Origin of the sequence: Empedobacter sp. UBA3475 (assembly GCF_002378465.1) — a bacterium.
In the GTDB taxonomy this organism is placed as follows: domain Bacteria; phylum Bacteroidota; class Bacteroidia; order Flavobacteriales; family Weeksellaceae; genus Empedobacter; species Empedobacter falsenii_B.
This window is the reverse complement of the sequence record NZ_DFRA01000033.1, coordinates 17,116-31,106: the sequence shown is the minus strand read 5'-3', so window position 1 is coordinate 31,106 and position 13,991 is coordinate 17,116. Positions and strand designations below refer to the sequence as shown.

Sequence of the window (13,991 nt, the reverse complement as noted above, 5' to 3'; positions counted from 1 at the left end):
CAAATCGATTCTTTTTGAACTTTAAAATCGACAAACCCTACTATATTATCGACGAATTTGATTAAAACCAAAAACCTCGAGAATCTCTTGAGGTTTTTGATTTAATTTATTTTTCCTTCATAATAAACAGGATTTCCTTTTTCATCGAAACCAATTATAGTTAATTGATAATCTTTTGGTTTATCGTTGTTGAAATATTCTATTTCTGTGTCTTCTCCTGGAGCTGTATACAAATTAGGATTCCAAAATAAAGTACTTCTTATGTCATTCGGAACATCGTTGTAAAGCGATTCGTAATCATCATTGTTAAAATATGGAAGGGATTGATTATAACCACCAATTTGAATTAAATTATTAGGTAACATAGGCGTGTTATCAACTGGCGCATCACTTCCTCGTTTAGAGTAAATTGCAATTGCATTACCAAGTAAACCAGCGCCTTTGAAAATTTTTACCATCGCAATATCTCTAGGATTAATACTAGTTAAATTATCTGAAGTCATTTTCATTTCGTTCCAATAAATTGCAACTTCAGAATTTCTAATTTTTGGAACTCCGTTAGAAACCGTTAATCCTGCAACTCGTCCAGCTAAAAAGTCCATAATATTTGTATAACCTTCTATTGGCTGAGATTCGTTTACGAAATCTATCACAGTTTCGTTTATGTTATTGAACATTCCGCTACTTAATTCATTGTTCAGCTTCTCAGTTTTCGATTTTTTATCCGCTTTTACAACAACTTCTTTCAGACGAATACTTTTATCATTGATGATTTTGATGTTCTGTTTATACGTATTCTGCTTCTCGACTTCTTCTTTATTCGTAATTTCTTCTAATAAATAAGGCGTTGCAGGCAATTTGGATTTATAACTTGTACTTTTATAATTTGGCACAACAGATAAAGTTAAAGTTCCGTTGTTGGCAGATTTTCCATTTTCCGAATTCAAGAAATAATTCATCGCCATTGGCCCATAATAAAACAAATTATTCATCTCGAAGTTTCCTTCATAATCAGTATCAAGCGTTGCAAATTCTTTTCCATTATTCTGCATTTTATAAATAATACTCAACGAAGCATTGCTCAATTCTCTCCCGTTATTATATGCTTTCACTTTGTAGGAAAGATATCTACGATCGTTGTCAATAGTAGGTTTTACGATATTTCCAACCACTAAATCTTCCCAATTAAATCTTTTCCATTTTTCTGTTATTAAAAGCGCATCCAGATTTTCTGAGAATTCATTATTTTTAAAATATTGTGTAGGATGATTAATTTTCGAACTAAAATCTCGCGTCAATAACATTGCAGAAATTAAATTGTCTTCATCATTATTTTTTTGATCTTTGATAACAGCCGAAAAATTAATTTCTTCAGGATATTTTACCTTAATTGTGTTTAATTCTCGTGGATTAGCCGTTGTTTCGAAAGAAATTTCAGGTTTTTTGTACGATTCTTTTGGATTGATAAATATCAAACGATGAGCAACCTGAATATCATTTGCATCAAAAATGGCAATGTTCAAAATACCTTTGTCATTGTCTAAAACCTCTTTTGGAACATAAGTTGAAACCGATTCCACACTTTTTACAATTTGAGAACTCATTACAAGTTCATTATTAATTGTTCCAATAATTTTATGATTCAATAAAGGATTTTCTTGATTGATGCTTTTTAATTGGATCACAATGTCTTTGCTATTTCGAACAACTTTCATCAGAATCCCATTTTTTTTAGCTTCAGGTAAATCAATAATTTGTTGATTTCCTTTTTCGTCATTTAATTGTACTTGATAAGATTTGCCTTCTTCTGCTCTCAACGCAAAAGTCGCAACGTTTTCATCTAGATTATCAAATGTTGTAATTTTATTGGTAGGATTATTTTTCTCGAATACAAAACCATTCCATTTTTTTGGTAAATCTCCGTCCGATTTTAATCTTACAGCAAATTTAGTTGTCTGATTTTGAATGAAATTTCCACCTTCAGCAAAAGCTTTTGCATTCCATTTTAAATTTGGATTTGGAACAAGTTTTAATTTAGAATTTGGATTATAAATCTTGACTTGATTGATATGTTGAAATTCTTCTGAGAAGAAAGTCATGTACGTTGTGTAGGCTCTTACAAAGTAAATTCCTTCTTCGTTTTCGTTTTTGGTATTCAGTGTTCCGTCACTTTCACCGTTCACAATCGGAACCAATTTTCGGTCGATTAATTTTTTGTCTTTATCGTATAATTCAACAATAAGATTTGTAGAAATTAAGCTTGGTTTGTAGCCATTTAATGTATAAGCTTTGAACCAAATATTATCTCCAGCAATGTAATCTTCCTTATCAAATAATAAATAAACTTTTTCTTGAGCGTAATTTGTATCCAGACTTTTTATAGCCGTTTCCAATTTTGATTGCGCAAAAGTTGTAATCGAGCAAAAGTATAATGCGAGTAAATAAATATATTTCATGCGAGAATGATTAATCTAATAGAATGAATTTGAATTCTTAAAATTATCATTATTTAGATGATTTTCATTCATACTTTTTATTAAAATTTATCATAACTTTTGATTGAATGACGATTTTTCTTCTCGAATAATGTTAATTTTTGTTAATGAATTTAATTAAAAGACTTTAACAAAAAAACCTCGAGAATTTCTCGAGGTTTTGATTTATAAAGAAATGTTGTTGGATTAAATTCCGTCAACAATTGCATTTAATGTTGCAGATGGACGCATTGCAGCAGTTGTTTTAGCAAAATCTGCTTTGTAGTAACCACCAATATCTTGAGGTTTACCTTGTGCACCAATTAACTCTTCGTTAATTTTTGTTTCGTTTTCTTCCATAGCTTTTGCAACAGGAGCAAATTTAGCAGCTAAATCAGCATCTTTTGTTTGATTTGCTAATGCTTCTGCCCAGTACATTGCTAAGTAAAAGTGAGAACCACGGTTATCGATAGTTCCTAATTTACGACCTGGAGATTTGTCAGTTGCTAAAAATTTAGCATTTGCTTCATCTAAAGCATCAGCTAAAGTTTGAGCTTTTGCATTTCCTTGTGTTTGAGAAACGTGCTCTAAAGAAGCTTGTAATGCTAAGAATTCACCTAAAGAATCCCAACGTAAGTAACCTTCTTCTACGAATTGTTCGATGTGTTTTGGAGCAGATCCTCCCGCACCAGTTTCGAATAATCCACCTCCGTTCATTAATGGAACGATAGATAACATTTTAGCAGAAGTTCCTAATTCTAAAATTGGGAATAAATCTGTTAAGTAGTCACGTAAAACGTTACCAGAAACAGAAATAGTATCTTTTCCTTCTCTTGCACGGCTTAAAGTTTCTTTCATCGCGTCTTTAACGTCCATGATACGAATATCTAAACCTGTTGTATCGTGATCAGCTAAGTATTTTTCAACTTTTTTGATGATTTGTTGATCGTGAGCTCTTCCTTTATCTAACCAGAAAATTGCTGGAGTATCAGATAAACGAGATCTGTTAACCGCTAATTTAACCCAGTCTTGAATAGGAGCGTCTTTCGTTTGAGACATTCTGAAAATATCAGAAGTTTCAACTTTTTGCTCTAATAATGTGTTTCCGTTTGCGTCTTCAACTTTGATTGTTCCGTTTGCAGGAGCTTGGAAAGTTTTGTCGTGAGAACCATATTCTTCCGCTTTTTGAGCCATTAATCCAACATTAGGAACAGAACCCATTGTTGTAGGATCTAACGCTCCATTTGCTTTCATATCGTCTACAACAGCTTCGTAGAAACCAGCATAAGAACGGTCTGGGATGATCGCTACAGTATCTTCTTCAGCGCCATCTTTGTTCCACATTTTACCTCCGTTTCTTACCAATGCAGCCATAGAAGCATCAACAATAATATCAGAAGGAACGTGGAAGTTCGTAATTCCTTTATCAGAATTCACCATTGCTACACGTGGTCCGTTTGCTAGATCAGCTTCAATTGCAGCTTTGATTTCTGCTTCTTGAGGTTGACCTTTTATTTTTTCGAATAAATCTGCTAAACCATTGTTTGGATTAATATCTAATGCTTTGAAAGTATCAGCATATTTTACAAAAACATCTTTGAAGAAAGTTTCAACGATTGCTCCAAAAATAACAGGATCAGAAACTTTCATCATTGTTGCTTTTAAGTGAGCAGACAATAATACGTTTTTATCTTTTGCTTCTTGAATCGCTTCTTGAACAAATGATTTTAAAGAGTTTAAGTTCATTACAGAAGAATCAATTACTTCTCCAGCTTTTAGAGGCGCTGCTGATTTTAATTCTTGTACAGAACCATCTTCTCCGTAAAATTTGATTGTATATTCAGTTGCGTTTTCTAACGTAGTAGAATTTTCAGTACCGTAGAAATCACCAGATTTCATGTAAGCAACTTCTGTTTTGCTATCTGTAGCCCAAGCTCCCATTTTGTGAGGATTTGCTTTTGCATAGTTTTTAACAGCTTTAGGCGCACGACGGTCAGAGTTTCCTTCACGTAAAACTGGGTTTACAGCAGAACCTAAAACTTTTCCGTATCTAGCTTTGATTGCTTTTTCATCTTCATTTTTTGGTTCAGCTGGATAATTTGGTACAGCAAAACCTTTCGCTTGCAATTCTGCAATCGCTTCGTCTAATTGAGGAACAGAAGCCGAAATATTAGGTAACTTAATGATATTTGCTTCCGGAGTAGTCGCCAAAGCTCCTAATTCTGCTAAAGCATCAGGAATTCTTTGTTCTTCTTTTAAGAATTCAGGGAAGTTAGCTAAAATACGTCCAGCTAAAGAAATATCTGGAACTTCGATTGTAATATCAGCTGTTTTCGTGAATCCTTGTACGATTGGCAAAAATGAGTGAGTTGCCAACATCGGAGCTTCATCCGTAAGTGTGTAATGAATTTTTGACATTATGTTTTAAATTTTTTTGAGACTATTTTAATAATAGTCAATTAAAAATACATTTTTTCAATTTTGAATGCAGAAACTGCAAACTTTGCAAATATACAATATTTAGCAGATTAAGTTGACCATAAATCAATCATTTACACTAATTTTAGTATAATTTTTAACATGATTTTTGATAGGTAGTCAAGTTGATAATTTATTGAAACAAAATTGTTCAAGTTGATAATTTTTGACTGTTTTTTTTTTCAACTTCATGTATAATTTCACTTTTGAAAGAGCTGTCTATTTAATTCTTTTAAGAAACCAATTTTTATACACTTAGTTTCTTTCTTAATTTTGCATAAAAACAATTCTTTTGAAACAAAATCTAGCGACAATCGCATTTTATAATGTCGAAAATTTTTATTCTAAATCTTCAGACAAATCTTTTTTGCCAAGTAATTTTATCAAATGGAAAGATAATCGTTACGATACAAAGGTGAATAAGATTGCATTTTGCATCTCTAAAATTGGCAAATTAGAAACAAATGAATTACCATGTTTGGTTGGTTTGGCTGAGGTTGAAAATGAAGAGGTTTTGCAAGATTTGATTCAAAATGATTTTTTGAAAGATGGCGATTATAAAACACTTTTATATAAATCATTAGACGAAAGAAAAATAAATGTTGGATTAATTTATCGTCAACAATTTTTTGAAGTTATAGAAAGCGAACCAATTAGATTTATCTTTAAAGATCAGTATGATACAAAATCTTATACACGAGATATTTTGTATGTGAAAGGAATTTTAGTTGGCGAAATTATTCATCTTTTTATTGTTCATTTACCTTCTAAAATTGATAAAGAAGTCAATCAATTAAAACGTCAACATATTTTTAAAACGATTCGAAAAAGAATTAACGATTTGTTAACCGAAAATTATTCGGCAAAAATTGTTGTGATGGGAGATTTTAATGATGCTCCAACAAATTCTGACTTAATTGATGAATTGGATACACGTTCTAAACAAGAAGAGATAAACAGAAACGAATTATTCAATCCAATGGTCAGTCTACAATCCTATAAAAGAGGTTCGATGATTTTTAAAAAACAATGGATGTTGTTTGATCAACAGCTTTTTTCGAAAGGATTTTTTACTTCTCACACAAATTTAGAATATATAAAAACAGATATTTTTGATGCTGATTTTTTGAAGAATACAGGCGGAAAATCTACAGGTTTGCCATTCAGAACTTTTGTTGGCGGAAAATATTTCGGTGGATATAGCGACCATTTTCCCGTTTATACCATTTTAAAATATTAAATTTGTAGCGGTATAATTTTAAGAATAGGTGAGAATCCACGAAAATGGTCAGGTTGAGATTGACGGAATCGATAAGTTGATTCTGAATGCCTTTATGGACAATGCTAATATACCTGTTTCGCAATTAGCAAAAGAATTAGGTATATCAAATACGGCTGTTCATCAACGTATCAAGAAATTAGAAGCTTCTGGAGTGATTGATTCGACAAAAGTAATTGTAAATCCTTCAATTTTAGGTTATTCAACGATGTCATTTGTTGGTGTTTTTATGGACAAACCTTCTTCTTATAAATTAGTTGTGAAAGCTTTGGAAGAGATTCCAGAAGTAGTGGAAGCTCATTTTACAACGGGAAATTACGGGATTTTCCTTAAAATTTTGAGTCGTGATAATCTACATTTAATGAATGTGTTGAACAAAAAAATTCAGCAAATTGATGGCGTTACACGTACAGAAACTATAATTTCGTTGGAGCAACCAATAGATAGACAAATAAAACTTTAATATACAAAGATGAATATTAATCAATATTTAGACTCGACGTATCTTAAAACACCTGAACAAGCAGGTATTTCGAATTCTGATACATTAGAGATGGTGCATAAGTTAGCACAAGAAGCTATTGATAATGATATCTATGCAGTAATGATTCGTCCTGATTATGTAAGATCAGTTCGTGAATTATTAGATGAGAAAAAATCGAATGTTGTTTTGGGAACTGTAATTGGTTTTCCTGAAGGGACTTACGATTTGAATGAAAAGTTGAGAGAAGCGCAAAAAGCAATTGCTGATGGAGCCGATGAATTAGATTTTGTAGTAAACTACGAAGCGTTCAAAAAAGGTGATAGTGATAAAGTAAAAGAAGAAGTAGAAGCTGCAACATTAGTCGCATTGCGTGAAGGTAAAGTTGTAAAATGGATTATCGAAACTGCTGCTTTAACAGATGAACAGATTGTTGCTATAACACAATTAATTCGTGATACTGTTTTAGAAAAAGCAGGTGAAGAAAAAGCATCAAAAGTTTTTGTAAAATCTTCTACAGGTTTTTATAAAACTGAAAATGGAGAACCAAATGGAGCAAATGAGCATGTTATTAAATTGATGCTTGAAAATTCAGGTTCGCTTCCAGTGAAAGCTTCTGGCGGAGTTCGCACAACAGAAGAAGCTGAAAAAATGATCGCTTTAGGCGTGAAAAGAATTGGAACATCGTCTGCATTGGCGATTGTAAAAGGAGAGCAAGGAGCAAAAGGTTATTAGAAAATTTCTACATTAATACATTTAAAAGTCTCAATATTTATTGAGACTTTTTTTTATTCATTAAAAATAAGCTTTCTTTTTTAGTTAATTTTTTAAAATACTTAAATAGCATATTGTATTTTATTATTTTTGGAGCACTAAAATTATAACTTGATTTATATCAAGTAATTTGGTTAAAAATGGTCGTAATTTTGCATTGATAACACTGATAAAATAGTATAGACGTATGTTGTTGAATAATCGTAAAGTTTATAATAATTTGGTTTTTGATGTAGGTATAACTGCATTTGAATTGAATGATATCCTACATACAGAAAAATTGAGAAAAGAGTTATCTGTTGATGAGTATTTTGGAATAATCTGGTCTGGTTCTAAAAAATTTGTTCATAAAATAAATGGAAAAGAATATTCGATTCCTAAAAACCATTTTCTTTTTATAGCTCCCAATATCTCTCAAGAATTTGTGAAACAAACTACTCGTACTGATGCTTATTATATTGTTTTTAAACAAGAATTTTATTCAAAATCAATCGAAGAAAACTTGAAGTTAGAAAATTCTACACTTTTTTCGCGAGATATTATAAATATTGTTGAGAATACAATTTGTTCTGCTCCAATTTTTGAGGCTAATTATTTGCAATATTTCATTACTGCATTCGAAAATGAATTAGATATGAAACTTGCTCATAATCTCTTGGAACGTATTATTATCAATGGTCAAATGGAAACATTTGATATGCAAAGCCAATTTATACAAGATGATTTTGATGTAGAACTTGCGACAAAATTCAAAAAACTTTTGCAAGAAAATGTCAAGGAAAATAAACAAGTATCTTTTTACAGTGATAAACTTTTTATTACAAAAAGAAGGTTAGATAAAGCAACTCAAATCGTTTTTGGAAAAACAGCAAAAGAAATGATTGTTGAAGAATTGATGAAAAATGCAAAGATTTTATTAGTCAACTCAAAAATGTCAATAAAAGACATTGCGCTGGAACTCAATTTCCTTCAAGAAACCAATTTTACTGCGTTTTTTAAGAAAAACACGGGGATTTCTCCGACTAAATTCAGACAAAGTACTCCGAATTAAATAGTTAGAAATGTCGTTTTTCATCATCTTTTGGTATGATTTAATCTTTTAAGAACACAAAATAACTTCTACATTTGCATCGCATTTGAGAATAACCAATCTTAAATATATAAACTACCAGTTTATTTAACAAATATTTTTTAATAAATTTTTAACAAATTATAAAATCATGAAAAAATTAGCATTTTTTTTAACAATTTTCTGTGGATTAGTTTCTGGAACAGTTTTCGCTCAAAATCCGACTACGACTGGGCCTGGGCCTATAACAGCAACAGCAACATTAAACGTAGAATTACGCCCAATTCAAACAATTGTTATTGGTGGTGATAATACAGTTAATTTAGTGTATAAAACAAAAGAAGATTATTATAATGGTGTAACTGCAAACATGAAAGACCACTTAATAGTTTATAGTACTGGTGGTTTTGCTGTTAAAGTAGGATCTAAAAATGAGAAGTTAACTTCTAAAAATAATGAAGTAAAAGGAGAAATTGAAGCAAATAAAATTAATTTAGAAGCAAGTGCAGGTAGTGGAAATTCATTATCTTCATATGAATTTAATGAAAAAGTTGCATTGAATACTGAAGCTAAACCATTATTTTCAAGTACAGTTGGTGGTACAGATTTAAAATTCAACGTTGCATATACTGGACAAGGAGGAGACGCTTATGTTAACAAATATAACAATGTTGAGAATCCTACCGTGTATACAACTACTGTAACTTATACAATAGAAGCACAATAATATAAAAAATAGGAAGTGATATTGAAAAATATCACTTCTGTTTTTGCTTATGAAAGTTCTTCGTTTTTTAACAATCGTTTCTTTTTTAGCATTAATCATTTCAACTAAGATTAGTGCACAATCAGGTATTACTGTAAGTCCACCAAGGACTTATTTTGCGTTAAATCCTGGTGAGTCTGAGCGTAAAAAGATTATGGTAACCAATGTAAGTGATGCACATACATTAGAGTTGTCTGTTTCTTTTAATGATTGGAAGTATGATGAGTTTGGAGGTAATGTAGTCTCTGAACCTAATACTTTACCAACAAGTAATGCAAACTGGATCACAGTTTTACCAAGTAATACATTTACACTTTTGCCAAAAGAATCGAAAGAAATAGAAGTTCTGATGCAAGTTCCAGAAAAGATAAACACAGAGAGTGTGCATACAGCAATGATGTACATCACGCAAACAAATCCGATTGCTGGACAAAATAAAAGTGGAGAAAATATTATATTCTCGATTCGTACAGGTATCAAAATTTATCAACGGTTAAATATTGCACGTGATACAAATGTAGAGTTTACAAATTTTGTTTACGATAAAACTGAAAATCGTTTGGTGCTTAATATTTCCAATGAAGGAAATGTTTGGAGCGAAGGAACGATTACAAATGAAATCATTAATCAAGAAAATGGTCAACAAATAAAATTGCAAGATGCAGTTTTTTATAGTTTACCAACTGATAAAAGAATTGTATATATACCATTGCCAAAGGATTTGCCAAAAGGCTCGTATATTGTTACCTCAACTTTAAGTTTTGAGAAAGATGATCAATTGAAAATTGCTGAATTGACGTTCTCAAATGATAAATAATAATTTGTTTCAGAAAATAGTTTCAACAATTACATTATTGTTGACAATGGCAGTTTCTGCTCAGTTTACGTTAAATGCTCATAATAAAGGTTGGGTGCAAGTAAATGGAAGTAATGGAGTTACGACGGCTAATGTTGTGGCTGTAGAAATGCACATGTCTGGTGCTTTAAATTATAAAAATTGGTCTTTAGTTGCGCGTGTTGTTTCGCCTATTGTAAATTCTGAGAAAAAAGAATTTCCTGTCGAAAAACTGAAACTAAAATTTAATAATTATACAACTTCTCAATATTATTCAGAGAATTATCCTACAATAAATCAATTAGGAGTTATTCAGAATAACATCGCGATGAGTTTTTCTCCAAATTATTTTATTCGAAATTCTCCTTTAACAATAGCAACATCAGCAGGAAAATATGGAGCAATTGTCTTGAATTATGATATTGTGATTGATGCAGGAACATATCTAAATGCTCTAAAATCATGGAACAATTATCCTATTCAATTCGAGTTTTCTTTATTGAATGAATTTGGAACCCTGATTGGTAAAAGTCTTTTTCCGATTGAAATGCAAATTAGTCCAAACGGAAATTACGAATCAGCTCCGGCGTTTTCTATTGCGGTCGATGGTTCTGCTGTAAATGCAGAATTGGTTTTCAATACAATACAAGATTATAGAAATGGTGTGAAGAAAGAATATCAAAATGGCTTAATTGTTTCTTCTGATACAGCTTACGATATTCAAGTTTCGTCGATTAATCAATATTTACAATCAAGTGATGCACAGAATTTGGAATTAAATTCAATCAATGTTCAGATTAAAGACATCGAAACAAATAATCTTTCTAAGGTTATAAAACTTTCGAATTACAACCAATCATTGATGACGAATAGTTCTAAAACAGCTTCAAAAAAGTATAATATTATTTATTATACAACTCCGTCGGATAATAAAATTTTGAATAGCAAACCTGGGAATTATTCAACTTCTTTGTTGTACACGATTACACCTTTGTAAAACAATATGTTCTTTTCAATCAATTATTTTCAGAGCGTATTTTTTATTCTGCTTATGCTTGTTAGCGGACAAAATTTGCATGCTCAAGCTATAAATAATGGTTTGAAATTTAGTACAATAAAAGAAGTTAAATTAGAAGATAGCAACAACTTTTCTGTTATTCTTCAATTAGAAAATACAACCAATGATACGATAAATGCTCGTCTAGGACTTAAAATCCCTTCGGCTATAAGATCGTATTCGCAAGATAATCTTCAAATAAAAATCAATCCAAACAAGAAGGCTTTTATTCCTATGCAATTTACAGTGAGTAAATCGCAAATGGCTGGGAAATTAGATTTAGAATTCAATATTATTGATTTTTTAAGTAAAAAAGAAATAGGAAAATCTGTTACTTCAGTTGTTGTTTTGCAAAAGAGAAACATCAAAATTTTTCCTGTCCAGAGTAATATTTTTTACCGTCAAGAAGGAGATTCTATTCATTATGAATTAAAAGTAATGAATATGGGAAATCAAGCCGAAGAAATTTTGTTAACCAATGTACTTCCTGATTTCAGAGGAAGTTATACTTATAATAACAAACGACTTATAGTTGAAGCTTTTCAAGAAAAAATTGTTCGATTTTCTAAATATGTCGACCGAGATATGATGAAAATTGAAAGTTTTCAGGCAAATGTTTCGGGTTATACAACGACCAAAGATTTTGCAGGAAATGTGTTTTTTACGATACAGAATGCAAGTTCCAATCGTGTGTATATAGATCCAACAATGCTAAATCAGAATTGGACCAATTTTTCTTCAAATTATGTTCGATTAACTGCTCGCGATATTAATTCTGCTAATGCGAATTATAACTTAATGGCTCATCAAGAATTTTCGGTTGGGTTGAATGAATTTGCATATAATATTAATGGAACAACTTGGAATAAGAATCAAGACATGGTTTTGACAGATTCTTGGGTGAAATATCAACGCAAAGACAAAGGAATTTTAATCGGATCAATCAATAACAACGATTTTGATATTCCAGTTAACGGACGAGGAGTGATGTTGTTTAATAATTATGATAAGAATGATAACCGAATTGTAGTCGGAACGGTCGAAAAAAATTATAATTTATTAGATGATTTGACGAACGATGTTTTCAAGAATAGCAACACAACTTTTGCGAATGGACGATTTTTAATAAAAGATAAAAACGAATTAGAAACAACAGCTTTGTTTGATAGAACTTATTCTACAACGAACTTTATTTTGACAAATGGTTACAAATGGGTTACACCAAATAAGTGGAATCATTCAGTGAAATTTGGGTATGGTTTATCAAAATTTAAAGAGACAAATGATGTTGAAAATTCATTATCGGTTTCTGCAAATGTTTCTGGAACAATTGGTAAATTTGATTTTTATAGTTCCAATTATTACAGCTCAGGATATTATCCGGGGACACGACGTGGAGCATTGTATCTTAATCAGCGTTTTCAACGAACGTTTTCTAAATTTTCGTTGTGGTCTTCGTTAACGGTTACCAATAACAATCCGAAATCTATCGATCCATATTTGATGAATTATACAAAAGCGAATGAGTCGAAAGCGTTACGTTTTGAGACGGGTATATCATTCAAATTGGCAAGTCATTTTAATGTTTCGATTTCTCCTAAATTGAATATAGAAAAATCAAATATTCTGAATTATGAGACGTTTAAGTATATGCCGATGGACTTTAAATCAGCTTATTTGAACGGAACATTTACGTGGTTGTCTAATTCTCGTGTGCATCAGTTGGTGTTGAATGCTTTGGGAGGATTTTCTGAACTAAAAGAATTGAGAAATGCTGATCCAATTGTTTATGGACAATTAACGTGGAGTGTTAAAAACTTTCAGTTAAACTCAATTTATCAAAGAGGAAGTATGATGATTGCAGAAGTTTATTCGATGAATAATTTAAATCATCAATTAGAACGTTTTACAAATTCGGCGAGTTTTCGTCAAAGCTTTTTTCAAAAAAAATTAAATACAGCAGTTTCTACTTATTATAATATTGACAAAAATTTTGGAAATACTCTAACTTTTGGAGCTTCTTTAGATTATCAACCCATTGATAATTTTATTGTGAGTACACAAGCTAATTTTAGTCATTATGATTCGAAAAATTTTAACAACAAACAAACTTATTTGCAGGTTGGTGTTCAATATAATTTGCCTGCGAAACGCACTGTGACAGATGTAAAAGACGGAACATTGAATTTGTTTGTGTTTTATGATTACAATGCAAATGGTATTTTTGATGAAGGTGATAAAGTGGCTGATAGTCGTAATGTAAAGATAAATGAAACGAATTTTATTACAGATTTAGAAGGAAATATCAAGTATAAAAAAGTTCCTTATGGTAATTATATAATCAAACTTCCTGGACAAAAATGGTTTGCACAAGATTTCGCGGTTAATATCAATGCGAAAACGACTTCTATTTCTATTCCAATGCAACAAACTGGTGTTGTAAGAGGAAAAGTTGAGTATGAATTATCTTCAAATTTGGAGTATCAGGTTTCGGCAAATTTATTCGGATTTACATTGATTTTTAATCACGAAAATGGACAGGTTTTTACAGTTAAAACAAATGATAGAGGTGAATATACAGCTTTTTTACCTGTCGGAAATTATACGTTTCATCTTGTAGAAAATAGTTTACCAGAACATGTTTATGCAAAAACATATTTGAATAAAGTAACGGTAGAAAAGGAACAAAATACAGAATATGAACCGCTTATTTTGAAAATTAAGGAGCGAAAAGTTAACATCAAACGTTTTGGTAATTAATGGATATTTTGATTTACT

The 13,991-nt window shown here is 30.9% G+C and carries 10 protein-coding genes; 8 read left to right on the top strand and 2 right to left on the bottom strand.

Annotation, left to right across the window (positions count from 1 at the left end):
* Window positions 1-101 precede the first annotated feature (101 nt).
* Window positions 102-2,456, bottom strand: coding sequence for a hypothetical protein (locus B3I31_RS07245; RefSeq protein WP_286495255.1), 2,355 nt, complete (start codon window positions 2,454-2,456; stop codon window positions 102-104).
* A 225-nt stretch (window positions 2,457-2,681) separates the two neighbouring features.
* A complete protein-coding gene (locus B3I31_RS07240; protein WP_291087832.1) occupies window positions 2,682-4,892 on the bottom strand; it encodes an NADP-dependent isocitrate dehydrogenase in 2,211 nt (736 codons plus the stop codon).
* 352 nt (window positions 4,893-5,244) lie between these two features.
* Here B3I31_RS07240 and B3I31_RS07235 point away from each other — a divergent pair, with 352 nt between their 5' ends.
* The 8 genes from B3I31_RS07235 to B3I31_RS07200 all read left to right on the top strand — a co-directional run bounded on the left by B3I31_RS07235 (window position 5,245) and on the right by B3I31_RS07200 (window position 13,973).
* Window positions 5,245-6,192, top strand: coding sequence for an endonuclease (locus tag B3I31_RS07235; protein WP_291052490.1), 948 nt, complete (start codon window positions 5,245-5,247; stop codon window positions 6,190-6,192).
* Between the two features lie 28 nt (window positions 6,193-6,220).
* Entirely contained in the window at window positions 6,221-6,694 is a 474-nt protein-coding gene (locus B3I31_RS07230) for an Lrp/AsnC ligand binding domain-containing protein (RefSeq protein ID WP_114998761.1), read from the top strand.
* A 9-nt stretch (window positions 6,695-6,703) separates the two neighbouring features.
* Window positions 6,704-7,447 carry a deoxyribose-phosphate aldolase gene (gene deoC / locus B3I31_RS07225; RefSeq protein WP_114998760.1) on the top strand — a complete coding sequence of 248 codons (744 nt, stop codon included), beginning with the start codon at window positions 6,704-6,706 and terminating at the stop codon, window positions 7,445-7,447.
* Window positions 7,448-7,673: 226 nt separating this feature from the next.
* Complete coding sequence (locus B3I31_RS07220; RefSeq protein ID WP_291087828.1) at window positions 7,674-8,537, top strand: helix-turn-helix domain-containing protein; 864 nt, start codon at window positions 7,674-7,676, stop codon at window positions 8,535-8,537.
* A 169-nt stretch (window positions 8,538-8,706) separates the two neighbouring features.
* Window positions 8,707-9,282, top strand: coding sequence for a hypothetical protein (locus B3I31_RS07215; protein ID WP_291087825.1), 576 nt, complete (start codon window positions 8,707-8,709; stop codon window positions 9,280-9,282).
* Between the two features lie 49 nt (window positions 9,283-9,331).
* Window positions 9,332-10,138, top strand: coding sequence for a molecular chaperone (locus B3I31_RS07210; protein WP_291087822.1), 807 nt, complete (start codon window positions 9,332-9,334; stop codon window positions 10,136-10,138).
* Window positions 10,128-11,153: a hypothetical protein gene (locus tag B3I31_RS07205; protein ID WP_291087819.1), complete on the top strand. Its 1,026-nt coding sequence runs from the start codon at window positions 10,128-10,130 to the stop codon at window positions 11,151-11,153. The genes B3I31_RS07210 and B3I31_RS07205 overlap by 11 nt, the downstream gene beginning before the upstream one ends.
* Before the next feature lie 102 nt (window positions 11,154-11,255).
* Window positions 11,256-13,973 (top strand): hypothetical protein, encoded by a 2,718-nt coding sequence (locus B3I31_RS07200; protein ID WP_291087816.1) that lies wholly within the window; start codon window positions 11,256-11,258, stop codon window positions 13,971-13,973.
* Window positions 13,974-13,991: the final 18 nt, after the last annotated feature.

What these genes read in the sequence shown, in the direction of transcription:
- B3I31_RS07210 (WP_291087822.1), top strand. Translation starts at nt 9,332, where the DNA reads ATGAAAGTTCTTCGTTTTTTAACAATCGTTTCTTTTTTAGCATTAATC.
- B3I31_RS07245 (WP_286495255.1), bottom strand. Translation starts at nt 2,456, where the DNA reads ATGAAATATATTTATTTACTCGCATTATACTTTTGCTCGATTACAACT.
- deoC (WP_114998760.1), top strand. Translation starts at nt 6,704, where the DNA reads ATGAATATTAATCAATATTTAGACTCGACGTATCTTAAAACACCTGAA.
- B3I31_RS07215 (WP_291087825.1), top strand. Translation starts at nt 8,707, where the DNA reads ATGAAAAAATTAGCATTTTTTTTAACAATTTTCTGTGGATTAGTTTCT.
- B3I31_RS07205 (WP_291087819.1), top strand. Translation starts at nt 10,128, where the DNA reads ATGATAAATAATAATTTGTTTCAGAAAATAGTTTCAACAATTACATTA.
- B3I31_RS07240 (WP_291087832.1), bottom strand. Translation starts at nt 4,892, where the DNA reads ATGTCAAAAATTCATTACACACTTACGGATGAAGCTCCGATGTTGGCA.
- B3I31_RS07220 (WP_291087828.1), top strand. Translation starts at nt 7,674, where the DNA reads ATGTTGTTGAATAATCGTAAAGTTTATAATAATTTGGTTTTTGATGTA.